Source organism: Mesorhizobium sp. BR-1-1-10 (assembly GCF_020165595.1).
Classification (GTDB): domain Bacteria; phylum Pseudomonadota; class Alphaproteobacteria; order Rhizobiales; family Rhizobiaceae; genus Mesorhizobium; species Mesorhizobium australicum.
Map to the genome: position 1 here is coordinate 250,306 of NZ_JAIUIL010000009.1, position 24,332 is coordinate 274,637.

The following is a 24,332-nucleotide window of genomic DNA, read 5'->3' on the forward strand; positions in this document are numbered from 1 at the left end:
CTGCCTGATGACTCGCGAGCTTAACATATAATTGTCTGTTCCTGGTCGTTTCCGTGCGCTAGCCCTTGGCAGACAATCTTTCCCATAGCGCGCTGTATGCCCTTGCCATCCGCTCAACTGAAAAATCGGACGCGACGCGGTTGCGGCATGCCTGCTGTCTTGTCTCCCAGGATGGCGAGTCACGGTTTTCCAGAGCCATGTTTGTAATGGCGCGAGAAAGCGCGTCGGGATCCTGGCTCGGAACAACACATCCGGTGTTGCCGACAATCATGCCGATATCGCCGACATCCGTCGCTACGCAAGGCGTACCGCACGCCATGGCTTCGGCGACAACGTTAGGGAATGCCTCGCGCCTCGAGGCAAGGACATGGATGTCGAACGCACTCATGAGAGCGGCAACACCGTCGCTCGGACCAAGCAGCATCACCTTGTCGCGAACGCCGTAACGGTCCAGCAGTCCGGCAAGGTCGGTATTTTCAGGAGAGATTCCGGGGCCGGCGAGAATACATTTGAAAGGGAACTCGGCGCGCGCCGACAGCTTGGCCAAGGCAGCGGCGAGATTCCTGTGATCCTTGTCGGGATGCCAGCGGGCGACGCTTCCGATGACGAATTGGCCTTCCTCTATCGACCAGGCCCGGCGCAGCCGACTGCGCGCCCTCTCATCCGGCTCGAAGACAGCCAGATCATAACCGTTCGGAATTATCGTCCAGTTCGAAGCCGAGTAACCCGCGCTGATATGGCGCCGTGATGCCTGTTGCGAACAGCTCACGATCTGGGTCGGGACCACCCGGGATATGAGCGCGCAGGCCCGGTCCGCCGTCCGCGTGGCCAAGGGGGCGACAAGCGGATCCAGACCGGAATTGTGCATTCCCCAAACCACCAGCCGGATACCCGCAAGCCGAGACAGGACGCCTCCAACCAGATTTGCGTGGTACATCCAGCACTGGACGATATCAGGCGGATGGGCTGACAAGACACGCCGAAATGCCGCCAGCCCGCCGAGGCTTAGCCTTCCCTTCGGCATCGACAGACAGGTCAGGGGCACCCCCGCTTCCCGAAGCAGCGGGCCATATTTTCCTTCGTCAGAAAGCGAGACCACGGCGTGCGAATGAGTGTGCTCGGCCATGCAGAGACGGAACAAAGCCGCCTCAGCACCGCCATTGTGCAGCCCGGTGATGACATGCAGGACTTTAATCCGGGAGCTCCTTTCGGGTGGCGCTCGCCAGGCCCATACCCATCGCGAGCAGATACGCGTCAGCCACTTTTTCGACACTGAAATCCTGGGCTCGACGTCTGACATCGGGTGGGCTGATGTCATCGAGGCCGGCCAATATCGCGGCCGCGAAGGCTTGCACGTCGCCCACCGCGACAAGCCGCCCCCACTTGCCGTCCTCCAGGATTTCCGCTGGGCCGCTTTCGCAATTTGTGCTCACCACCCTGGCTCCGCAGGCCATGGCTTCGATAATCGTATTGGGAAAGCCCTCCCTTCGCGACGAATGGAGAAACAGCGCGGCGCGGTGCATCCACGGATACGGATTTTTCGAAAAGCCGACCAGGGCGACCGAGGAACGCAACTCGAGTTCATCGATCATCGTCTGCAGCGACGCGCGCAGCGGCCCTTCCCCCACAATCGCCAGTTTGACGGGTCGTTTCCTTACGACCTGTGAAAAGCTGCTAATCAGAGTGGCATGGTCCTTTGCGAAATCGAGGCGACCGACGGCGACCAGCAGGGACCTGCCGTCCTCGTCCGCGAACGGATGATCGATGGGCGCGCTGGCCTGTGCCTGAATGTGTTCTATATCCAACGGGTTGTGGATCACTTCGACAGAATTCGGGTCGAGCCCGATGCGCCTGATCAGATCGTCCGCAACGCCATGTGAGACGGCTATTATCCTGTCAGCATAACCGTATGTCATTCGCATGAGGAACGGCAGAAATCTCTCACGGATCAGTTTCGTATCCGCAAGGGTCCTGGACAGGTTGCTTCTCTCGGATATGACCGTACGCACCCCTTGCCGTGACAGGAAGGACGACACTATTGCCAGGATGTTCGCGTGAGGCAGCGCCGCCAGCATCACCCGCGGCTGCTCCGCCTTGACGTAGCGAATAAGGCCGGACAGGGAAAGCAGCATGCGAGACGCCTGCAGATCCACTATCCTTATCGTGTCGGGAACCAGGGGAAGATATTCACCTATCGCACACCCAAGTACGAGATCCGTCACCAGCCCACGCCGATCGAATTCCCGGGCCAGGGTAAGCATCGCGCGCTCGGTGCCACCTGCCCGCAGCGAGGGGATGAAGACGGCGATCCGGGCATCCGGACCGCCCGGCGACTTTCTATCTTTCCTCATTCGCTTCATCCGGTTCGAAGCCCGGTCGCCGCCATACCGCCTCGTTCGGCTCTAGCTCTCCCGTTGGAAAGCAGGCGCAACCGGAAACGGGCCAGGACCGGCGGAGAATATCTTCGACGGATCACTGTTTTCGCCGAAAGACATAGGCATAGGTCTCCGCCGCATCCTTGCCGAGCAAGAGAGCGGCGATGCCAAGCCAGAGGCGCCAGGCTAGGAAAGCCGGCACGAAGGAATAGAAGTATGAACTTCTCCAGAACAGGCGCCGCTGGACAAGCTCCAGCCCATTTTGCGCCGCGATCCTTTCCACTTCGCTTGGCAGGCATTTGTCATAGAAAGCCGGAAATCCGTCATGACCCCTGCCTTTGTCGGGATAGATGGCAAACAGCAGCCGCCGCTTGATCCTCTCTGGCAAAATCAGGTTCAACCTGGCGAAAACGGCATTGCGTGACGGCGAGAAAATGGCAACCAAACCGCCCGGCTTGACGCAACTGGCGATGCCGCGAAGCGCGCCCTCTCCGTCGCGAACATGTTCCAGGGTCGCCTGGCATATGACCAGATCAGCGTCCTGCCTTCCCTTGAACACGGTAAGGTCCGCCTCGATCTGCTCGTCATAGAGTCCATCGGGGGCCTTGAACAGTTCCTCGGCAGCGAGATCAAGCCCGACCACGACGAGCCCGAGGCACCGCTTCTGCGGCAGGCTGACGAGCGGTCTTGCGCCTCCACCCAGATCGTAGACCAATGTGTCCGGAGACAGCAGCGCCGGCGCGATTTCGGTCGCAAACGTGCTATTACCGTCCGCGCGAAGGCGTGGCGGCAAGGCCCTGTCAAGATATTCAGAGACCGCCACGTTCGCGCGTACAAACCCCCTCAGCAACGACACTGCCTCCTTATCGGTTCGCACTATCCCCGCCCAAAATAATCCTGGTACCACTCGACGAACCGCCCCACCCCCTCGGTGACGGAGGTGCGGGGGCGATAGCCGACCGCCGCCTGCAGCGCCGAAGTGTCGGCGAAGGTGTCGGGCACGTCGCCGGCCTGCAGCGGCAGCAACTCGATCACCGCCTTGCGGCCGAGCGCGTTTTCCAGCGCCTCGACATAGGCGGTCAGCTTCACCGGATTGTTGTTGCCGATGTTGAAGATGCGCCAGGGCGCGCTGCTGGTCGCCGGGTCCGGACGGCCGGAATCCCAGGTCGGGTTGGCCGCGGCGGGGCTGTCGCTGGCACGGATCACGCCCTCGGCGATGTCCTCGACATAGGTGAAGTCGCGCGTGTGGTTGCCGTTGTTGAACAGCTTGATCGGCTCACCGGCCAGGATGCTCCTGGTGAACAGGAACAGCGCCATGTCAGGGCGGCCCCAGGGACCGTACACAGTGAAGAAGCGTAGCCCCGTGGTCGGCAGGCCAAACAGGTGGCTGTAGCTGTGCGCCATCAGTTCGTTGGCACGCTTGGTGGCGGCGTAGAACTGCAGCGGATGGTCGGCCGGCCGATGCTCGGAAAACGGCATGTCGGTGTTGGCACCGTAGACGCTCGAGGTGCTGGCATAGGTCAGGTGCCCGACACGGCTGCCGCGGCAGGCCTCGAGCACGTTGGTGTAGGCGATGATGTTGCTCTCGACATAGGCGCGCGGGTTTTCCAGGCTGTAGCGCACGCCGGCCTGGGCGGCGAGATGGATCACCCGGTCGAAGGCATGGTCGGCAAAGCAGCCGTCGACCACGCCCCTGTCGGCGAGATCGCCGTGGATGAAATGATAGCCGGCATTGGTCTTGCGGCTCGCCTCGTCCAGCAGCCGCAGCCGCGCCTGCTTGATTTGCGGGTCGTAGTAATCGTTGATGCTGTCGATGCCGACAACCTCGTCACCGCGCTCCAGGAGCCGCCTGGCGACATGATAGCCTATGAAGCCGGCAGCGCCGGTGACCAATACCTTCATCAGAAGCGCCCGTCCGTAACGTCCCTAGGGAACAGCCCCTTGATGTCGTAGATTACACTGGGGTCCTTGCAAAGCGACTTCAGCCCCGCAACGCCCAAGCTGCGGAACTGCGCGTGTCCGACAGCGACGATGACGCCGTCATAGCGCGCGGCGGGCATCTCCTTCACGCTCGCCGTGCCGAAAGCGCGTGCGCATTCCTGCGCGTCGACCCAAGGGTCCCAGATATCGATGCCGGCATTGTACTGCCTCAGTTGCGCGACGACGTCGACGACCTTGGAATTCCTCAAGTCCGGACAGTTTTCCTTGAAGGCCGCACCCATGACCAGAATCCGGCTGCCAACGACAGGTATGCCCTTGCGCATCATCAGGCGGGCCGTCTGGTCCGCCGCATGCTGACCCATGCCGTCATTGATGCGGCGGCCAGCGAGAATCACCTCGGGATGATAGCCGAGTTCCTGGGCCTTGTGGGTGAGATAATAAGGATCGACGCCGATGCAGTGCCCGCCGACGAGGCCCGGCGTGAAGCGCAGGAAATTCCATTTGGTGCCGGCCGCCTCCAGCACCTCCGACGTGTCGATGCCCAGCTTGCCGAAGATCAGCGACAGCTCGTTCATCAGGGCGATGTTCAAGTCGCGCTGCGTGTTCTCGATGATCTTGGCGGCCTCGGCCACGGCAATGCTGGAGGCACGATGCGTACCCGCCGGCACGATCGAGGCATAGAGCGCGTCGATGGCCTCCGCCGCCTCTGGCGTGGAACCGCTGGTGACCTTGACGATCGTCTGCAGCCGGTGCTCGCGATCGCCGGGGTTGATGCGCTCTGGACTGTAGCCGAGGAAGAAATCGCTGTTGTAACGCAGCCCGGAATGTTTCTCGATCAGCGGTGCGCAGACTTCCTGCGTGCAGCCGGGATAGACGGTGGATTCAAAGATCACCACCGCGCCCGGGGATATGACCTCGCCGACCGTCGTCGACGCCATGACGAGAGGCTTCAGGTCCGGCCTGTTGGCCCGGTCGATCGGCGTGGGCACGGTAACGATGAAAATTCCGCAGTCGTGCAGATCGGCTTTCTCGCTGGTGAACTTCAGCCCTCTGGCGGCGGCGATTTCCTCCTCGCTGGCTTCTAACGTATGGTCCTCGCCGCGCTTCAGTGCCTCCACGCGCGACGGGTTGATGTCGAAGCCGATCACATCCCTGGTCGCCCCGAAGGCCACAGCCAGCGGCAGACCGACATAGCCAAGTCCGATGACAGCTATTTTCCTTGAGGCGAGATCCATTGCTTCCTGCACGTGCGATCGGATTCAGGCCCTGATTTGGCTATCGCGCACCAAAACCGGTGAACATCGTTTTTATGGTCCTGAGAACGATCAGCACGTCCAACCAAGGTGAGAAGTTCTTTATGTAGTAAAAATCATAGTGCAATTTTTCCATGACATCGCCGACCGCCGCGACATGGCCCTGATTTACTTGTGCCCACCCGCTCACGCCCGGCCTGACGATGTGCCGGTACCGGTAGAACGGCAATTCCGCCTCATACCATTGCGACAGCACGACAGCTTCCGGCCGTGGCCCGATCCAGCTCATCTCACCGCGCAGGATGTTGATGGCCTGCGGCAGCTCGTCGATCCTGAACTTGCGCAGGAAGCTCCCGACCCGCGTGATGCGATCGTCATCCCGTTTGGTGATCGCCTTGTCCTTGTCGCTGCCGGAGCCGGTCTGCTGCCTCATCGAACGAAATTTGTAGACGGTGCAGATCCTGCCCCGGTAGCCCATGCGGGGTTGGCGAAACAGCACGGGGCCTTCCGAGTCCAGCCGGATCGATAGGGCGACCAGCAGCAGAACGGGACAAAGAACCACGACAAGGACAAGCGCGGAGGTCCAGTCGATGGCCTGCTTGATCTTGAGATAAGCCTGGTTCGGATTGAGCGAGCCGAGCGTGTTCTCCGACAGATGTTCGATCTCGACACGACCGGTCAACGATTCGCTGACCTGCTTGACGTGATAGACGGGCGTGCCCGACAGCGCCCGGTCGGCGATGTAGCGCTCCCATTCGGCGCCGAGGTCCGCACGCAAATCGACAACAACGCCGTTAACTCTTTCGATAACGGTGCCGGGCGACTTGAGCCAGAACCAGTGCACGCCCGGCAGGGCCCTGAGGCGCTCGACATTGCCGCCGGGAATGACGGCCAGCCGGTACGGCTCAAGACGCCGGGTCATGAGGCTCAGGCCGAAATACCAGAGCGTGGACTGCGTGAAGCTGGCGGCGGCCTGAAACCGGCTATACTCGAAGCGGAAAAAGAAAATCGTCAAGAAAACAAGACCGTAGGACAGGACGAATGTCGGCAGGATATAGCTGGCCGCGGCCACGCCCGGAAAATTGCCAATGCGGCGATAGGCAAGAAAGCCGGTAACATGCGCAATGATGGCAGCCGCGACCGTTATCTGCAGATTGGCCGAATAGATCGCGTCCGGATAGGATGCTATCCGGATCAGTGCTGGCGCGATGATCGCGAATGTCAGTCCGCCGATGAGTTGAAAACGAATTCTGAACAGGAAGTGCCGGCTTCCGACAATCGTTGATGTTGCGACATTCAACTTCTTCCCCTTCCCCCGAAAGGTGCCCGTGTCGGCAATCGCCACTACACTTGACAGGCCGTTCCTTCGCAAAGCGAACCGGACCCCTCACCATTGGCGATTCGACTCAGTCGAAGATCAAGAGCTACGCCAGTGCGACCTCACCAGCAAGCATCTATTTAGCGGGAATAGTTGGCAGAAGTTCTGATCGGCAGCATTGCTGCATTGCAATTTAAAAGCCGCGGCTAATGTCCCGGCTTATTCTCCAATCCTTGAGAAACCTGCCGAACCCTCAGCCGATATATAGAGCTGATGTCTTTGGTGCCGACCAAGCGCCCATGCCAAATCGGCCAACCGCCTGGCCAGATCGCCATCGATGGCCGGTCCGGGCCCGATGCAGCCAAGCGAAATCAAAAAGCCGTCCGGATTCAACCGTTTGCCGATACAGGTTCGAACTCCGACTTTCGCCCGCTGCGCTTGTGGACGCTGGACAATTCCCCGGTTCGCTTCACAATGCGATCAAAAGCGCACCGTGAAAAGCGTGATGGAGGAACCCGGTATGCTGGGACTGATGCAGGAATGGCCGCTGCTGTGCCACAAGCTGATCGACAACGCCGAGCGGCAGCATGGTGCGCGGGAGATCGTGTCGCGTTCGATCGAGGGGCCGATCGTGCGCACCACCTATGCCGACCTTCATCGCCGTTCCCTCAAGGTCGCCCAGCGCCTGGAGCGCGACGGTTTTGCCTTGGGCGACCGCATCGCGACGCTGGCCTGGAACACCGCCCGCCACATCGAGGCCTGGTACGGCATCATGGGCATCGGTGCTATCTACCACACCCTCAATCCGCGCCTGTTTCCCGAACAGATCGTCTGGATCATGAACCACGCCGAGGACAAGGCCGTCTTCGTCGACCTCACCTTCATCCCGTTGCTCGAGAAGATCGCGGGTGCCGTCAAATCGCTGAAGAAAGTGATCGTGCTCACCGACAAGGCGCACATGCCGCAAACGACCCTGCCCAACGCCGTCGCCTATGAGGAGTGGCTCGGAGAGGTCGATGGCGATTTCGCCTGGAGGAGCTTCGACGAAGGCACCGCCGCCGGCATGTGCTACACGTCGGGCACGACGGGCGATCCCAAGGGGGTCGTCTACAGTCATCGCTCGAACGTGCTGCACGCCATGATCGCGGCCATGCCCGACGCCATGGGCCTGTCGTCGCGCGACACGATTCTGCCGGTGGTGCCGATGTTCCACGCCAATGCCTGGGGTCTTGGCCAGAGCGGCCCGATGATCGGCGCCAAGCTGGTCATGCCAGGCTGCAAGATGGACGGCGCCTCGATCTATGAATTGCTCGATCAGGAAAAGGTGACGTTCAGCGCCGCCGTGCCGACCGTGTGGATGATGCTGCTGCAATATCTGGAGGAGACTGGCAAGACGCTTCCCCATCTCGGCAAGGTCGTGATCGGCGGCTCGTCGTGCCCGCGCGCGATCATGACGAAATTCCAGGACGATTACGGTGTCCAGGTCATCCATGCCTGGGGCATGACCGAAATGTCGCCGCTCGGCACGCTGTGCACCTTGAAGCCGGACTATGCCGGCCTCGAAGGCGAGGCTCGGCTCGACGTCCAGAGCAAGCAGGGTTACCCGCCTTTCGGCGTCGAAATGAAGGTGACCGACGACGAGAACAATCCGCAGCCCTGGGACGGCAAAACGTTCGGCCGGCTGAAGGTGCGCGGGCCGGCCGTCGCCCGCGCCTATTATGGCGGTGCGGGCGCGGAGCAGTTCGACGTGGACGGCTGGTTCGACACTGGAGACGTCGCCCATATCGATGCCGGCGGCTACATGCAGATCACCGACCGTGCCAAGGACGTCATCAAGTCCGGCGGCGAATGGATTTCGACCATCGACCTGGAGAATCTGGCCGTTGGCCATCCCGATGTGGCGGAAGCCGCGGCCATCGGCGTCAAGCATTCGAAATGGGGCGAGCGGCCTCTGCTGGTCGTCGTTGCCAAGCCGGGCAAGGAACCGACCAAGGCCGGGATTCTCGATTTCATGGATGGCAAGGTGGCCAAATGGTGGATGCCGGACGACGTCGCTTTCGTCGGTGAGATACCGCATACCGCCACAGGCAAGATCCAGAAGATCACCCTGCGTCAGCAGTTCAGGGACTATCGCTTGCCGACGGATTGAGAGGATGTTGCGTGTTTCCGCAAAAAGGCACTAAACCTCCATCCGGGTTGGGGCAGCGCAGAGAATAATGGTTAGCATTCCCGAACGGCAAACGTCGAAGGCTGCCGGCTGGTCGCGGCGCACGGGCGCCTTTTCAGCGGTGCTTTTGCTGACGAACTTTGTCGGCCATCGCTTCGGCCTCGTCCAAACACCGGTCTTCCTGTGGGTGCTGGGCATTGCTGCCCTGCTGGCGGCGCTGGCGCTGCTGTTTGCCGGCCTGGCCTTTGCGAGGCTGTGGAATTTCGGTGACCGTGGTGGCCGTGATCTCACCGTCGGCGCCTTGCTGGCGCTGCTGGTGCTCACCCCCTACGGCGTTGCCGCCTACTGGGCGACGATCTATCCGCCACTGCGGGACATTTCGACCGATTTCGATGAACCGCCCGCGCTCGATGTCAGCGACCGGACCAAGGACATGAACGCAGTGTCCCCGTCGACGCCGGGTGAGCAGACGTTGCAGACGGACAGCTATCCATTGGTCACCGCACGCAGCTACGACCTGCCGTTCGAGACCGTCGTCAATGCCGTTGAAACCGTGCTCGACCGGCGCGGCTGGGACCTTTCGGAGCCTTATCCCGAACTCGCCGGACAGACGGAGGTGACAATCACCGCCGTCGCCTCGAGTTTCGTTCTTGGCCTTCCCGCCGACGTCGCCATTCGCGTCACGGATGACGGCGACACGGTCATCGTCGACATGCGCTCCGCCTCGCGTTACGGCCGCCATGACCTTGGCGACAATGCCGCGCGCATCACTGAATTCCTCACGGAGCTCGATCAGGAAGTCGCCGGCCAGATCGGCGCGGCGCCGGCACAATAGCCATTTTTCGAGCAAATCGCGCGCCGCGACGATGATTAGTGAACGGGTGGGCGGCGGCAGGGCTATCGGCCAGGCGTGAAAATGCCATCTATGGCGGGAGCGGAGTCCGTCGCCACCACGCCGCGCGCCACCAGGTCCTCCAGATGGGCAAGCACCGACAGGCCGGCGGCGCCGTGCAGCCGGGGGTCGGTATCCCTGTAGATCGCCTTGACCATGTCGGGGATTGTCCTGTCGCCGGCCCTGATCCGTTCCAATATGGCTCGTTCGCGCATCTTGCGATGGGTCTTCAGCCCGCGCATGAAAGCGCGCGGCGCCGTCACCGGTCCTCCATGGCCAGGCAGCAGCAGCCGGTCGCCGCGCTCGATCAGGCGGTCCAGCGATGCCATGTAGTCGGCCATTGCCCCGTCCGGCGGCGCGACGATCGAGGTTGCCCAGCCCATGACGTGATCGGCTGAAAACAGGATGCCGGTGCCTTCCAGCGCGAATGCCGCATGGTTGGCGGTATGGCCGGGCGTCAGGACGGTCCGGATCGCCCAGCCGTCGCCGCTGACCAGCTCGCCGTCCAGCAAGGCGATGTCGGGAACGAAAGCGGTGTCGGCGCTGGCGTCGAGCGCATTGGTTTCGCCAATGTGCAAGGGCCTCGCCGGCCGGTGCGGTCCCTCCGCCAGCACTTGGGCGCCGGTGCGCTCCTTCAACCGGGCCGCCAGCGGAGAATGGTCGCGATGCGTGTGGCTGACGAAAATGTGGCTCACCGGCCGGCCCGCGATCACGTCGAGCAAGGTCTGAAGATGCGCCTCGTCATCGGGCCCCGGATCGATCACCGCCAGCGTATCGTGGCCCACGACGTAGCTGTTGGTGCCATGGAAAGTGAAGGGACTGGGATTAGGGGCCGTGACGCGTTGCACGTCAGGGGCCACGCTTACACCTTGGCCGTAAGCAGGGTCGAAGCTGGTATCGAATTTGAGAGCCATGTCGGCGCATTGTTCCCGGAACGCAAAACCGATTGCCGCATAGCACGCAAGCCAATATAGGAAAATGCAAGACCGCGATTTCTGGTTCGCGGCAAGTTTGGATTGGGGAAGACCATGACAACCGCAACGACGACGCGCCCGCTTGTTTTCCTGGCCTTGCCGCAGGAAGGTGCCGCGCGACTGGCAACGCAGTTTTTGCTGGCGATCACTGGGACGCTGCTTTTGACGCTTTCGGCCAAGACCAAGGTGATGCTCGGGCCTGTCGACCTCTCGATGCAGACGCTCGCCGTCCTGCTGATCGCCGCCGCCTTCGGCATGCGGCTCGGCCTCGCCACCCTGCTGCTCTACATGGCTGAAGGCGCCATGGGCTTCCCGGTCTTCCAGGGCACGCCGGAAAAAGGCATCGGCATTGCCTATATGCTCGGCTCGACCGGCGGCTATCTCGCCGGCTTCGTGGTCATGGCGGCGATTGTCGGCTGGGCCGCCGACCGCGGCTGGGACCGTCATCCGATCAAGCTTTTCAACGCCATGCTGGTTGCCGAAGGGGTGATGATGGCGATGGGTTTTGCCTGGCTGGCGCTGCTCATCGGTCCGGAAAAATCCTGGCAGTTCGGCGTCGTGCCGTTCATCGTCGGCGATCTCATCAAGGTCGCGCTCGCGGCCAGCCTCGTTCCGGCCGTCTGGTCGCTGCTGAAGCGCTCCTGAAATTTGGCGGCCCCTGCCGCCCGTCGAATGGCAGGAGCTTCAAACAGATTCCATTGGCGCAAACTCCTCGTGATCGGACCAACAGCAAAAAGTGCCATAATCCGGCCATCGTCGGTGTTAAGCTTCGTTAACGGGCAAAGGGGTGCGATTGGCGACTGAAAGAGGTTCGCATGGACGCGCTCGACGATAAGGTTCTCGAGAGTACACTTGCCGAAAGCCTGGCCGATCTGGTGCCGGACGAAAAGACCGTTTCCGAAGACGAGTTCGTCGAAGTTGTCGGCGGCGCGCTCGAAGCGGTCGGCGGCACACTGCTGTTCAAGATGTGCGTCCAGAACGAAGGCGAAGGCCAGCACGTCGCGGCGGCATCCGTCGGTGATGGCGGCAATCGCCAGTTCCTCCTGCTCACCTTGCCAACCGTCGGAGGGGCGCTGAAGGTCGAGACGATCTCGAGAAGCAGCAACCCGGTGGCGGGCATCGCGGCCGCCTATGCCGGGCTGATGGACGCCTTCAAAACCGCTGCCTGATTTTCCGCTGCCACGCCAAGGCCAGTCTTGCGCCACGCACGGGCGCTTGGTGTCTGCTTGTTTGTGACCACGGGCCTTGTTCTATCCGGTCGCCCACCACACCTAAGGTCGGGCAAGGAGAACCAGCATGGACAAGATCGCCAACCCGGCACCCGGCTTCCAGCGCAATCCCGACAAGATCATCACGATAGAGCCCTATTCCGGCACCGTCACAATCCGCGCCGGCAGTACGGTCATCGCTTCTTCCGCCAAGGCGAAGGTGCTGACGGAGGCCCCCTACCCCGCCGCCTTCTACATTCCGTTCGCCGATATCGATTTCGACAAGCTCAGCCGAACGGGTCACGCGACGCACTGCCCCTACAAGGGTGATGCCAGCTATTGGAGCGTGCTGCCGGCGGGCGAAGCGGGCAAGGACGCGATGTGGGCCTATCGGCAGCCCTTCGACGAGATGACCGACATCCGCGACCACGGCGCGTTCTACGCCAGCAAGGTCAGCATCGAGGCCAAGCCGGACTGAACGCTTCGGCTTGAAGACGCTCAGGGGGCATCGACATTCAGGATGCCGGCCCCTAGTCGGTGGTGCCGTGATTACCCGTTCCGTCGGCATCGTCGAGGCGCACGAAGGTCATGCCCTTGTCCTTGAGCGCCAGCAGGCCCTGAACCACGCCCTCGCCGGCGGCATGGGTCGGTTGATTGATGTGGGAGATGATGACATCACCGTCCTTGGCGGCGGCGATGCGCCTGGCCGTTTCCTTGGCGCCGAGCAGCGAGCCACCGTCGCCATTGATCGAGAAGCCGGCAATCTTGAAGCCGAGCTTGCGGATCATCGCAATGGCCGAGGGACTGTATTCGGCTGTTGCGCCACGGAACCATTTCGGCGCCGGTTCGCCGGTCGTGGCCAGGGCCGCGGCCCCCGACTCGACTTCGGCAAGGACTGCTTCCGGGCTGCCGGCGCTGCGTATGCCATAGATCTTCTGTGGCGTGTCGACCGCCGGGATATGCCGGCCACCGTGATTTTCCAGCTCGAACAGGTCGGGATGCGCCCGCATGATCGCGACGGCCTCGGCGTTGCGCTTCAGCCAGATGCCGGTGACGAAAATGGTAGCCGGTATCTTGTTGTCCACCAACGCCGAGAGAATGCGCGTGTCGGTCTTGCCGCCGCAGGCATCGAGCGTGAGTGCAACGCGACCGGTTCCGCTTGCAGCCGGCTTGATGTGCAGCGTGGGTTCGACCAGCGGCGTGGCATGGGCGCTGGATATCAGCGCCACCGACATGGCGATCCTGCAGAGATGTTTTTGCGGCAAATGCATCGAACCAAGTTCCCGACCGGCGGTTTCAAGCCGACATCCCAAGACCCGCATGAAGGCGGAAATCGGACGAGGGATAGCAGAAAAACGCCTGGCGCGGCAATTTGACCTCCCACTTGGTCGACGAGCCGTTCAGCGACAGTCTTGCCGTTCCATCGCCCTCAGACAGCGCGTTCATTTTTCAGCTCGGTGCGCGCGAGAATTTCGCGCGCCGCTTCGACAACCGGCTTCACCTCCAGGCGCCAAACGCAGCACGCCTTGCTGGGATCGGTTCGGCGACACAAATCCTTGGCCACGCAGTCACATGGCATTGACGGCCGAAGCGCGATGCTGGGCACGCCGACAGGTCCCCAGCGTGACGGATGCGTCAGGCCGAAAAGGCCGACAACCGGGGTGCCGGCGGCAGCGGCCATATGCATCGGCCCGCTTTCATTGCCCACAAACAGCCGAGCCTGTTCCAGGACGGCCAGTAGGGTCTCGAGCGACAGCGCTCCGACCAGGTCCACTACCGGCGTCGCCGTCTCGGCAACGATCCGCGCGGCGGTTTCACCTTCGCCCGGCCCTCCCACCAGGACGATGCCCAGTCCGGTTTCGGCCGCAATCTGGTCAATCGCCTCGGCAAACCGTTCCGGCTGCCACTGCCGGCCCTTGAAACTCGCGCCTGCGTGGACAGCGACGAAGGCGTTCGGACGGATGTGGTGCGTGCCCAGAAGCGCCAAGGCTTTCGCGGCCTCGAATGGCGGCGGCTGGAGGCTCGGTACCGTCACCCGCAGATCGATGCCGAGCGCTTCAAGAGGGGAGAGATAGCGATAAACAAAATGCTGGCCGCCAAACCCGAATGGTTTGGCAAACACATTGGCGGGCTGCCGCTCCAGCAGCTTCAGCGGCCTTTCCGGGGGATTGTAGCCGACGCGCGTCTTTGCGTTGACCAAGCCGCTGATAAGCCGAGAGGTCTTCGAATCGGTCAGGTCGATCGTCAAATCGAAGCAGAAGCCGCGCAGCGCCTTCACCGTTGCGTAGAGCTCTTTTCCGCGCTCCAGCGGGGTGCCCCGCGCGCGAGCCCGCCTGAACGGAACCACCTCCGAAGCGATGCCATGCGCAATCACGAAGCTCTCCAAGTGCGCTTCGCAGAGGAACACGATCCTGGCACCGGGGAATTCGAGCCGAAGGTTCCTGGCGAGGGTCGAAGCGAGGACGATATCGCCTATGAACTTCGTTTGAATGATCAGGATCGAGCGGAACGGAGCGGGTGAAATCTGCAACATATGTTTCCGGAGACGGTTGGCGATCATCACGAAATTGGTCAGAAACAATGGCGAGATTGCGCGATACCTCTAGCACGTTCGCGTGAGTTTTCATACAAAACCGTAAGCTCGGACCGGTCTATCCACGCCCCGTGGTCGTTGTCTGCACCGCGGCCTGCGCCGCTGCCAGTCTGGCGATCGGCACGCGGTAGGGCGAGCAGGAGACATAGTCGAGCCCGACCTCCTCGCAGAAGCGGATCGACGAGGGATCGCCGCCATGTTCGCCGCAGATGCCGAGCTTGATGTCGGGTCGCGTCGCCCTGCCCTTCTGCGCCGCCATGCGCACCAGTTCGCCGACGCCCTCAATGTCGAGCGAAACGAACGGATCCTGCTCGATGATGCCTTTCTGGCGATACGTCTCCAGGAAGGAGGCGGCATCGTCGCGCGAGATGCCGAAGGTGGTCTGGGTGAGGTCGTTGGTGCCGAAGGAGAAGAACTCGGCCGACTCGGCAATGACATGGGCGCGGATCGCCGCGCGGGGAAGCTCAATCATGGTCCCAGTCAGGTAATCGATGTTGACGCCGCTCTCGTCCATGACGCTCTTGGCGACGGCGTCGATGCGTGCCTTCACAAAATCGAGTTCCTTCGCCAGACCGACCAGCGGCACCATGATCTCGGGGACGACCAGCGCGCCGGCTTTCTTGCCGGCCTCGACTGCCGCCTCGAAAATGGCGCGCGCCTGCATCTCGGCGATCTCGGGGTAGGAGACGGCGAGCCGGCAGCCGCGATGGCCTAGCATCGGATTGAACTCGTGCAGGGCCTCGGTGCGCTGCCTGAGCTTGTCTGCCGACACGTTCATGGCGGCCGCGACTTCGGCGACTTCCGCTTCGGTCTTGGGCAGGAATTCGTGCAGCGGCGGATCGAGCAGGCGGATCGTCACCGGCAGGCCGGCCATGATCTCGAACAGCTCCAGGAAATCCGAGCGCTGCATGGGCAGAAGCTTGGCCAGCGCCGCGCGGCGGTCCTTCTCGGTGTCGGCCAGGATCATCTCGCGCATGGCGACGATGCGGGCGCCGTCGAAGAACATGTGCTCGGTGCGGCATAGCCCGATGCCCTCGGCGCCGAAGGAGCGCGCCATGCGGGCATCGAGCGGCGTTTCGGCATTGGTGCGCACCTTCATGCGGCGTACCGCGTCCGCCCATTCCATGATGGCGGCGAAATCGCCGGACAATTCCGGCTGCAGCATCGCCACGGCGCCCTTGAGCACCTGGCCGTTGCCCCCATCGATGGTGATGATGTCGCCCTTGCGGAAGGTCTGCCCCATCGAGACCAGCGTGCCTGCCTTGTAGTCGACGCGCAGCGAGCCGGCTCCGGACACGCAAGGCTTGCCCATGCCGCGCGCGACGACCGCGGCGTGGCTGGTCATGCCGCCGCGCGTGGTCAGGATGCCTTCGGCCGCATGCATGCCATGGATATCTTCCGGACTGGTCTCGATACGCACCAGGATCGCCTTGCGCCCCTGCGTCTTCAGATCCTCGGCATCGCCGGAAGAAAAGACGATCTCGCCGGTGGCAGCCCCCGGAGACGCCGGCAGCCCGACGCCGATGATGTCTCGTGCGGCCTTCGGGTCGATGGTCGGGTGGAGCAATTGGTCAAGAGAAGCAGGATCGATGCGTGCGACGGCTTCTTGCTTCGTGATCAGGCCGTCCCTTGCCATTTCAACCGCGATCCTGAGCGCCGCCTTGGCGGTCCGCTTGCCGGACCGGGTCTGCAGCATCCACAATTTACCGCGCTCGATGGTGAATTCGAGATCCTGCATGTCGCGGTAGTGCTTTTCCAGGCTGTCGGAGATGGTGACGAAGGACTGGAAGGCATCCGGCATCAGCTTCTGCAGCGAAGGCTTGTCGGAACCGGCCGCGATGCGCGCCGCCTCGGTAATGTTCTGCGGCGTGCGGATGCCGGCGACGACATCCTCGCCCTGCGCATTCACCAGGAATTCGCCATAAAGCATTTTTTCACCGGTCGAGGGGTTGCGGGTGAAGGCAACGCCGGTGGCCGAGGTCTCGCCCATATTGCCAAACACCATGGCCTGGACATTGACCGCCGTGCCCCAGCTTTCCGGGATATCGTGCAGACGCCGGTAGGTGATGGCCCGGTTGTTCATCCAGCTTGAAAACACCGCGCCGATCGCGCCCCAGAGTTGCTCGTGCGGATCCTGCGGGAACGGCCTGCCGAGTTCCTCCTCGACCTTGGCCTTGTAGAGCGCGATGACGCCTTGCCATTCGATCGCCGTCAGTTCGGTATCGAGCTCGTGGCCGAGGCTGGCTTTCTGGTCTTCCAGGATTTCCTCGAACACCTCGTGATCGAGGCCCATGACGACATCGGAATACATCTGGATGAAACGGCGGTAGCTGTCATAGGCAAAGCGCGCATCGCCGGAATCGGCGGCCAGCGCCTCGACTGTCTCGTCGTTCAATCCGAGATTGAGCACGGTGTCCATCATGCCGGGCATCGACGCCCGGGCGCCGGAACGCACCGAAACCAGGAGCAGCTTCGACGGGTCGCCGAACCGGCGGCCAGTCAGCCGGCCGATATGGTCGAGGGCGACTGCGACATCAGCCTCCAATCCCGCCGGGTGGGTGCGACCGTTGGCATAATAGGCATTGCAGACCTCGGTGGTGATCGTAAAGCCCGGCGGTACTGGCAGCCCCAGGCTGCACATCTCGGCCAGGTTGGCGCCCTTTCCGCCCAGCAGATTCTTGTCGCTGGCACGGCCTTCCGCCGCACCATCGCCAAAGGTGAAAACCCATTTGGTCATGCTTGCTCTCCGGTTGCAGGAGATTGGAAAGATTGGCGAAACGCAAAGTTCCATCCGTGCCCGACTTTGGAGCGATATGATGCTGCAGTGCGAAAGGCAAGGCGTCGGCAAGCCGTTCGGCCGCTACAATCGATTAAGAAAAAACTCCGCCCGGGCCTGTGGCAAAAAGACTTGCCACCTCACGGCTCGACGTCTAGAACATAAAGGGAACAAGAGGTGCGCCATGAAACAGCCTGGAAAACTGGACTATCTGGAAATGCCGGCGACCGGCGGCACGCTGGATCGGTTGAAGGCCTTCTACAGCGCCGCCTTCGCTTGGTCTTTCACAGATTATGGGCCGACCTATTCGGCCTTCGCCGAGGGCCTGGATGGCGGGTTTCAGGCCGATGCCGCGGAAGCACCGGCCAAGCCGTTGCCCGTGCTTTACAGTGACAATCTGGAGGAAACCCTTCGCGCCGTCGAAAGCGCCGGCGGAACGATCGTCAGGCGGATATTCTCATTCCCCGGCGGCCGACGCTTCCACTTCGTCGATCCAGCCGGCAACGAGCTGGCTGTGTGGTCCCACTAGTCCGCTTGTGGATCACCTAGCGCCGATTGCACCGCTGGTCAGCCGAGCGTCTTCGCGGTCGTTCATAAGCATTGTGCTTTTCGGCTGCTCTGCTAATAACGCGCCGCACAGCGACTCTGACGGCTATTGGGGCGTCGCCAAGTGGTAAGGCATCGGTTTTTGGTACCGACATTCCCAGGTTCGAATCCTGGCGCCCCAGCCAAGCGCAGACGGTCCATTCGAGACCCAAGCGCGCACCGAATAAGCCCTGATCCAAACACTCTGCAGCCTAGACTTAACCAAGAAGTGTCACGCTCGGCAGTGCGTCAGCGATCTCGCAAACCACAGCGGGCGCGACCAGAACATGTCGTCAATCTGGGTGGGCCGGACCAAATCCTTCTGCACCCGAGCTGTTGAAGGCGCCTTATTGCCTCCGCGAGAGCAACTTTGTTTGCGGACATGCGTACTCATCGGCATATGCCAGAACAGGCTTGCTGTTGCCCATCTTCAATATCTTGTCTCGGGGCTTCAAGTTTCGATACCGGCATTTGATCCCGCCGGCGTCCCAAATGTGTGCTATTTTTGCTACATTTTTTGACCGTCTGCCTAAATTCTATGATTTAGTCACAGCTTAATAATGAAACGCGCACGTTAATTTGCAAGATAGTGGCAAGGTCAGGCGCCAAGCCCGGCTGGGGCGCTCTTAAAAAGCGCGGGGAAACGTGGGTGGGAAAATGAAGACGACAGGTCTGTCGACCAAGGTCATGGGCGTTGGTCTCTTGATGACGGCTACCATGCTGAGCTGCTGGGGCGCGCATGCGCTGACACTCAAGGAAGCCATGGCGGTCGCGGTGGAATCCAACCCGGAAATCGGCCAGGCCATCGAAAACCGCGAGGCCATCGAGTTCGAACTGCGGCAAGCAAAAGGGCTCTATCTTCCAAGCGTCGACCTGGAGGCATCCGCTGGTGCTCGCCGCCTGGACAACTCCTCCCGCCGCGCGCTCTCCATCGAGCACGATGCGCTTTATCCCGCGGAGACCGATCTGACGGTTTCGCAGACGCTTTATGATAGTGGCGCAAGGCGAGCCGAACTCAACCGTCAAGCCTCGCGAGTCGATGGCGCCTCATTCCGCGTGCTGGAGCGATCTGAGTTCATCGGGCTGTCTGTCGTCCAGGATTACCTGGAATACATGCTTCAGGCCTCGATCGTGGCCGAGGCAAAGAAGAATCTGGGCTTTCACCAAGCGATTCTCCACGACATCAGGGAAGGCATAGCAGGCGGCGGATTGAACGAAGCAGACCGGCAACAGGCCGAGGAGCGCTTGTTTGCGGCCAAGGCCCGCATGCAGGAGGCTTCCGAGGAACTCGAGGCCTCGAGAATACGCTTCTTCAAGACCGTCGGGAAACCGCTGACCAATGCATCGCGGCCAGGCGACGTTTCCTCTGCACTGCCAAGGTCCCTGGACGACGCGCTGGGCATTGCGCGGGAGAACAACCCGCGCGTCCACATGGCCAATAGCGATATCGCCGCCGCGGGCTCGCAGGTTGACGCCGCTCGGGCGAAATACGGCCCGTCGGTCGTCGCCGAAGGCGTTGCCCGGGCCGGATACGACATTGACGGCGACAATGGAGACACCTCCGATCTGCAGGCACGGGTGGTGCTGCGGTGGAACCTGTATCGGGGCGGCATCGACAAAGCGAATGAGCAGGAGCAGATCCGCCGCGCCAGCGAACAGCGGCTTGGGCTGCATCAGGTTCTGCGGGAGATCGAAGAAGCCGTTCGCACGTCGTGGGATCGCCGCTTCCGGCAAGCCGACCTGGCAAAGACCCTGAAGCTGCAAGCCGCTTCCAACGAGAAGCTGGTTGCCTCTTATCGGGAGCAGTTCAAGGTCGGACAGCGCTCGCTGCTCGATGTGCTGGATGCGCAGAATACGCGGTTCAACACAGCAACGCTGGCGGACACCGCGTCCTATGCATCCCTCTTTGCCCAATACCGACTTCTGGCGGCAACCGGGCAGTTGCTGAAAACGATGGACATCCAGCCGCCGAAGCAGGCCGCGGCCTACGCCAAGGATGAATTCGCGGTTCCGGAGATCCCGGACACCGAAACCTATGCACGGACCCCGTCGGAACAGAAGAACGACCTGCCCTTCGATATCCTCGCCCCTGTCAGGAAGAAGTGAGCCGTAAGGAGTGTTGAGGGTTCTGGCGGGCGGGTCGTGAATCAGCAGCCACATATTCTGTCGCCCAAGGAGGCGTTCAAGGCCTGCTTTTCGGCGGTGGCCGCCTATCTCGGCAGGCCGAGCGCCGAGACCGTGCTGTTTGCCGGAGTGCCGATTTCGGACACGCGCATCGAGGTCACCGAGATCCGGCATCTTGCCGAGCGCATCGGTCTCGAGACCCAGGAATTCAACCATCGCGACTTCCTGCGCGGTCGCGTCGATCTTCCGGCAATTCTCTTCCGTGTCAGTCAGTTGCCGATCGCCCTGCTGGCGGAAACCGACGGCGACGGGTATCTCACGGCCCCGCAGGAAGACGGGCGCACGACTGTCGGCAAATCCGAGCTGGCCGCAAGTTACATCAGTGGCGGGGTATCCTTCTCGATCACCTATGCCAACGCCACCGAGGGCATGAAGGTCGGGTCGGCGCAGCAGATCGAGCGGCGCCATTGGCTGACGGGGACGATGGGCGCTTTCTGGCGCACCTATTCCAAGGTCGTGCTGTCGGCGATCTTCATCAATCTTTTGGCCATCGCCTCACCGATCTTCACCATGAATGTCTATGACCGCATATTGCCGAACAAGGCGATATCGACGCTTTGGGTGCTGGCGATCGGCATCGGCGCCGTCATTCTCTTCGATCTGCTTTTGAAAACGGCCCGAGCCTCGCTCATCGACTATGCCGGGCGCAAGGCGGACTTGCGGATATCGTATCTGCTGTTCGAGAAGGTGCTGAATTCATCCCTGTCCGCGCGCCCGGGCTCGACAGGCGAATATGCCAACCGCGTCACCCAATATGAGTTCGTCAGGGAATTTTTCACCTCCAACACGATCAGCGTGTTCATCGATACGGCTTTCGTCTTCATCTTCCTGCTCGTCATCTACGCGATCGGCGGCTGGCTGGTCGTCATCCCGGCCCTCGCATTTGTGGCGTCGGTGGTCGTTGGCCTGGTCACGCAACGCCGCATCGGCAAACGGGTCGCCGCATCCATGAATGAAGCCTCCCAGCGCCAGGCTCTACTGGTCGAGTCCATCTCCACGCTGGAAACGATCAAGTCGCTGCGCGCCGAAGCCTATTTGCTGAGGAAGTGGGGCGAGCATTCGAAGAATGCGGCCAATACCTCCGAGAAGATCAAGCAGCTTTCGGCGGCGGCCGGCAACATCACCCAGGCCATCCAGCAGCTTGTGACGGTAGCCCTGGTCGTGGCTGGAGCCTACGCCTTTTCGGAAGGGCATGTTTCGACAGGAGCCATCATCGGAACGGTGATGCTGGCAAGCCGGGCCGTGGCTCCGCTCGGCCAGATCGCGATCACCTTGTCGAGATTTCGCCAGGCCATGCTCTCCTTGAGAATGGTGAATTCCATCATGGCGCAGCCGGAGGACCGGCCGGATACGGTGGGCTTTGTCAATCGCCCGATTCGCAATGGCGCGATGACGTTCAAGAATGTCGGCTTCGTCTATCCCGGATCGGAAAACGAGGTTCTGTCCGGCCTGAACTTTTCGGTGAAGCCAGGAGAGCGCATCGGCATCATCGGCCGCATCGGGTCAGGCAAGACGACGATGGGACGCCTGATCGGCAGGCTTTTTCTGCCAAGCTCCGGCGAATTGCTGCTGGATGGCATCGACATCCGCCAGTATCACCCGTCAGAGGTGCGCGCCGCCGTCGGCATCGTCGCGCAAGCCGGCGATCTGTTTTCGGGCACCATCAAGGAGAACCTGCTGATGGCATCTCCGGAGGCGACCGACGAGCAAATCATCGAAGCCGCGAAAGCCGCCGGCGTCGACGAGTTCGTGTCTCGCCATCCGCGCGGCTACGACATGAACGTCGGTGAACGGGGCACCAATCTTTCCGGCGGGCAGAGACAGGCGGTGGCGATCGCCCGGCTGCTTTTGACCAAGCCGAAGATCGTCTTTCTGGATGAACCGTCCGGCTCGATGGATCTGGCGTCGGAACGGCAACTGATAAAGCAACTCAAGACCGCTTTCGACCACAACACGACGCTGATCGTCTCGACGCATCGCTTCAGCATGCTCGAATTGGCTGATCGCCTCATTGTTATCGAACAAGGAAAGATAGTTGCCGACGGGCCAAAAGAACAAGTCATTCAGGCGCTGCAGAGAACGAATTCCTGAATGAACAAATTACATCGGGCTGAAACCGATATGATAACGGGGCGTGGGAAATGCTTGCCAGGGAAGACCGCCCGCCGCTTTTCGCGACGGCGTCCATATTCATCATAGGGGCGCTCTTCGCCGCCTTTGTCGCTTGGTCGTCCTTCGCCGAGGTCGACGAGATCGCGCGTGGCGACGGCAAGGTCATACCGGCCTCCAAGACCCAGGTCATTCAAGCCAGCGAGCCGGGCGTCGTTCAGGAAATCGCCGTGAAGGTGGGGCAGGTCGTCAGGAAGAACGACCTTATTATCCGTCTCGACAATACTTTGAACACATCCAGCCTCGGCGAACAGCAAGCCAAGGCGCGGGCCCTGCAAACACGCATCGCCAGGCTCAAATACGAACAGAGCGGCAGCATCACCGGATCGTTTCCCTGTCCGCAGGACATCCAATCCGTGGCGCCGGAAATCTGTGACAACGAGCAAAACCTCCTCGTTGCCCGGCGCGAAAACTTCGACAACAAGCTGTCGGTGCTCAAGTCGCGACTCGACCAGCGCGAAAAAGAACTGGACGAGGCGAACGCCAATCTCGACCGCCTGACAAAAAACCTGGCTGTGAGCGACCAGCAGGCGAAGCTGGTCGAGGCGATGGTCAAGAAAGGTCTGATGGCAAGGACCGAGCAGCTCAAGGTCGAGCAGGAACAGACCGAACTCAACGGCCAATTGAACCTGGCCGGCGAGACGATAAAGAAGGGCAAGTCGGCGATCACCGAGGCGCAGCTCCAGGTCGAGGAACTCGGGCTGCAGTTGAAGCAGGAAGCGCTCGATGACCTGACGCAGGCCTTGGCCGATCTTTCAGTGGTGGACGAAACCATTCGCGGCGCGACCGACAAGGTCGCGCGAACGGATATCCGCTCGCCGGTGGACGGCATCGTCAACACGATGGAGTTGAACACCGTCGGCGCCTTCGTCCAGCCGGGTACTGTCGTGGCCGGCATCGTGCCCACTTCCGAGACATTGCTGGTCGAAGCACGTGTTTCGCCCCGCGATGTCGCGTTTATCCGCCCAGATCAGGATGCCTTGATCAAAGTCACGGCTTACGATTTCTCGATCTTTGGCGGCATCGAAGGCAAGGTTTCAAACATAACCGCCGACAGCCTGGTCGATCAGAAGACGGGCGAGCCCTACTATCAGGTGCGTGTTTCAACCGATAGATCGACGCTGGAGCGAGACGGAAAGGCATATTCGATCATCCCCGGCATGATCTGTTCCGTGGATATCAAGACCGGTCGCAAGACGATCCTGAGCTACCTGCTGAAGCCGATCAACAAAGCCCGCCAGGAGGCAATGAGTGAGCGCTAGCGCCACCTCTCCCGCGACCCGGAGCGACCACTTGCTTCTGCCACTCCCGACAGAAGATTTCGAACTCGAGTTCCGCGTCGTGGCGCGCGGCGGCATCAGGCGCGGCATTCGGCTTGAACGGGCTTTCTGGGTTTCGCTGAAACAGATGGCTGAAAGCCGCAAATGCACGATCGGCATGCTGGTCGACGAGATCGCCGAAGGTCACGCGGAGAAAGGAAACTTGACCTCGGCAATCCGGGTGGCCTGCATACGCGAGTTGGGGCGCGAGAACCTGAATTTGCGCAGGCTTGCATCGATCAGGACGATAAACGCCATTCTGCTTGCCTGCCCGTCGCCGGCCTTCGCCTTGGCCTCGACGAAGAAGATCGTGACCTTCAATGCGCCGTTCCAGCAATTGGTCAAACGACAATTGCCGGCGGCATTCGACGAAGACACGCGCCAGGACCTGAAGCTGGCGCTGGATCTCAACGTAGCCGATATATTCGCCCGCCTCGACACCAATGGCGATGTTGCCGTTGCGAGCGGATTTGTGATTGGAGCCGGCGAACGCCGTTACCGGGGCCAATTGAACGTGGTGCGGGCGCCGGTGCTGGACCTGGAATTGCTGATGGCTTTCGTCTTCAACGGCTAGCGCC

21 protein-coding genes and 1 tRNA gene are annotated in these 24,332 nt (G+C 61.5%); 11 read left to right on the forward strand and 11 right to left on the reverse strand.

The window, feature by feature from the left end; genetic code table 11:
• Positions 1 to 58: 58 nt before the first annotated feature.
• The 6 genes from LB555_RS21170 to LB555_RS21195 form a co-directional block, all read right to left on the reverse strand.
• Positions 59 to 1,300, reverse strand: coding sequence for a glycosyltransferase (locus tag LB555_RS21170; RefSeq protein ID WP_224683667.1), 1,242 nt, complete (start codon positions 1,298 to 1,300; stop codon positions 59 to 61).
• Entirely contained in the window at positions 1,191 to 2,351 is a 1,161-nt protein-coding gene (locus LB555_RS21175; protein ID WP_224683668.1) for a glycosyltransferase, read from the reverse strand. Before LB555_RS21175 ends, LB555_RS21170 begins: the two co-directional genes overlap by 110 nt.
• A gap of 121 nt (positions 2,352 to 2,472) precedes the next feature.
• Entirely contained in the window at positions 2,473 to 3,168 is a 696-nt protein-coding gene (locus LB555_RS21180; protein ID WP_224683669.1) for a class I SAM-dependent methyltransferase, read from the reverse strand.
• An 83-nt stretch (positions 3,169 to 3,251) separates the two neighbouring features.
• Positions 3,252 to 4,277 (reverse strand): NAD-dependent epimerase, encoded by a 1,026-nt coding sequence (locus LB555_RS21185; RefSeq protein WP_224683670.1) that lies wholly within the window; start codon positions 4,275 to 4,277, stop codon positions 3,252 to 3,254.
• A complete protein-coding gene (locus LB555_RS21190; RefSeq protein WP_140793441.1) occupies positions 4,277 to 5,551 on the reverse strand; it encodes a nucleotide sugar dehydrogenase in 1,275 nt (424 codons plus the stop codon). The genes LB555_RS21185 and LB555_RS21190 overlap by 1 nt, the downstream gene beginning before the upstream one ends.
• Positions 5,552 to 5,591: 40 nt before the next feature.
• Complete coding sequence (locus LB555_RS21195; RefSeq protein ID WP_224526043.1) at positions 5,592 to 6,869, reverse strand: sugar transferase; 1,278 nt, start codon at positions 6,867 to 6,869, stop codon at positions 5,592 to 5,594.
• 538 nt (positions 6,870 to 7,407) lie between these two features.
• Between LB555_RS21195 and LB555_RS21200 the strand changes: the two genes are divergently transcribed.
• Both LB555_RS21200 and LB555_RS21205 read left to right on the forward strand, forming a co-directional pair.
• Positions 7,408 to 9,036 carry a fatty-acid--CoA ligase gene (locus LB555_RS21200; protein WP_015318744.1) on the forward strand — a complete coding sequence of 543 codons (1,629 nt, stop codon included), beginning with the start codon at positions 7,408 to 7,410 and terminating at the stop codon, positions 9,034 to 9,036.
• Between the two features lie 67 nt (positions 9,037 to 9,103).
• Positions 9,104 to 9,889 (forward strand): DUF1499 domain-containing protein, encoded by a 786-nt coding sequence (locus LB555_RS21205; protein ID WP_140663254.1) that lies wholly within the window; start codon positions 9,104 to 9,106, stop codon positions 9,887 to 9,889.
• 62 nt (positions 9,890 to 9,951) lie between these two features.
• Here LB555_RS21205 and LB555_RS21210 read toward each other — a convergent pair whose 3' ends face one another.
• Positions 9,952 to 10,860: an MBL fold metallo-hydrolase gene (locus LB555_RS21210; RefSeq protein ID WP_224683671.1), complete on the reverse strand. Its 909-nt coding sequence runs from the start codon at positions 10,858 to 10,860 to the stop codon at positions 9,952 to 9,954.
• A 114-nt stretch (positions 10,861 to 10,974) separates the two neighbouring features.
• Between LB555_RS21210 and LB555_RS21215 the strand changes: the two genes are divergently transcribed.
• The 3 genes from LB555_RS21215 (at position 10,975) to LB555_RS21225 (ending at position 12,606) form a co-directional block, all read left to right on the forward strand.
• A complete protein-coding gene (locus tag LB555_RS21215; RefSeq protein ID WP_224683672.1) occupies positions 10,975 to 11,565 on the forward strand; it encodes a biotin transporter BioY in 591 nt (196 codons plus the stop codon).
• A gap of 170 nt (positions 11,566 to 11,735) precedes the next feature.
• The gene (locus tag LB555_RS21220; RefSeq protein ID WP_015318748.1) at positions 11,736 to 12,089 is read left to right on the forward strand and encodes a hypothetical protein; all 354 of its coding nucleotides are present in this window, start codon (positions 11,736 to 11,738) and stop codon (positions 12,087 to 12,089) included.
• 127 nt (positions 12,090 to 12,216) lie between these two features.
• Positions 12,217 to 12,606, forward strand: coding sequence for a DUF427 domain-containing protein (locus tag LB555_RS21225; RefSeq protein ID WP_224683673.1), 390 nt, complete (start codon positions 12,217 to 12,219; stop codon positions 12,604 to 12,606).
• A gap of 52 nt (positions 12,607 to 12,658) precedes the next feature.
• Here the strand turns inward: LB555_RS21225 and LB555_RS21230 are convergent, their stop codons facing one another.
• The 4 genes from LB555_RS21230 to ppdK all read right to left on the reverse strand — a co-directional run bounded on the left by LB555_RS21230 (position 12,659) and on the right by ppdK (position 17,458).
• Entirely contained in the window at positions 12,659 to 13,399 is a 741-nt protein-coding gene (locus tag LB555_RS21230) for a polysaccharide deacetylase family protein (RefSeq protein WP_224683674.1), read from the reverse strand.
• Positions 13,400 to 13,424: 25 nt separating this feature from the next.
• A complete protein-coding gene (locus LB555_RS21235) occupies positions 13,425 to 13,574 on the reverse strand; it encodes a hypothetical protein (protein ID WP_015318751.1) in 150 nt (49 codons plus the stop codon).
• Complete coding sequence (locus LB555_RS21240) at positions 13,558 to 14,709, reverse strand: glycosyltransferase family 9 protein (protein ID WP_224683675.1); 1,152 nt, start codon at positions 14,707 to 14,709, stop codon at positions 13,558 to 13,560. The genes LB555_RS21235 and LB555_RS21240 overlap by 17 nt, the downstream gene beginning before the upstream one ends.
• A 70-nt stretch (positions 14,710 to 14,779) precedes the next feature.
• Positions 14,780 to 17,458 (reverse strand): pyruvate, phosphate dikinase, encoded by a 2,679-nt coding sequence (ppdK, locus tag LB555_RS21245; RefSeq protein WP_140726501.1) that lies wholly within the window; start codon positions 17,456 to 17,458, stop codon positions 14,780 to 14,782.
• Between the two features lie 223 nt (positions 17,459 to 17,681).
• Between ppdK and LB555_RS21250 the strand changes: the two genes are divergently transcribed.
• The 6 genes from LB555_RS21250 to LB555_RS21275 all read left to right on the forward strand — a co-directional run bounded on the left by LB555_RS21250 (position 17,682) and on the right by LB555_RS21275 (position 24,328).
• Complete coding sequence (locus LB555_RS21250; protein WP_015318754.1) at positions 17,682 to 18,026, forward strand: VOC family protein; 345 nt, start codon at positions 17,682 to 17,684, stop codon at positions 18,024 to 18,026.
• Positions 18,027 to 18,153: 127 nt separating this feature from the next.
• Positions 18,154 to 18,228 (forward strand) — tRNA-Gln (locus LB555_RS21255).
• Positions 18,229 to 18,739: 511 nt separating this feature from the next.
• Positions 18,740 to 20,188: a TolC family protein gene (locus LB555_RS21260; RefSeq protein WP_015318755.1), complete on the forward strand. Its 1,449-nt coding sequence runs from the start codon at positions 18,740 to 18,742 to the stop codon at positions 20,186 to 20,188.
• 36 nt (positions 20,189 to 20,224) lie between these two features.
• Positions 20,225 to 22,357 carry a type I secretion system permease/ATPase gene (locus LB555_RS21265; RefSeq protein WP_224683676.1) on the forward strand — a complete coding sequence of 711 codons (2,133 nt, stop codon included), beginning with the start codon at positions 20,225 to 20,227 and terminating at the stop codon, positions 22,355 to 22,357.
• A gap of 50 nt (positions 22,358 to 22,407) precedes the next feature.
• On the forward strand, positions 22,408 to 23,697 hold the full coding sequence (locus tag LB555_RS21270) for an HlyD family type I secretion periplasmic adaptor subunit (RefSeq protein WP_015318757.1): 1,290 nt from the start codon (positions 22,408 to 22,410) through the stop codon (positions 23,695 to 23,697).
• Positions 23,687 to 24,328 carry a ribbon-helix-helix domain-containing protein gene (locus LB555_RS21275; protein WP_140618714.1) on the forward strand — a complete coding sequence of 214 codons (642 nt, stop codon included), beginning with the start codon at positions 23,687 to 23,689 and terminating at the stop codon, positions 24,326 to 24,328. Before LB555_RS21270 ends, LB555_RS21275 begins: the two co-directional genes overlap by 11 nt.
• The last annotated feature ends 4 nt before the right edge of the window (positions 24,329 to 24,332 follow it).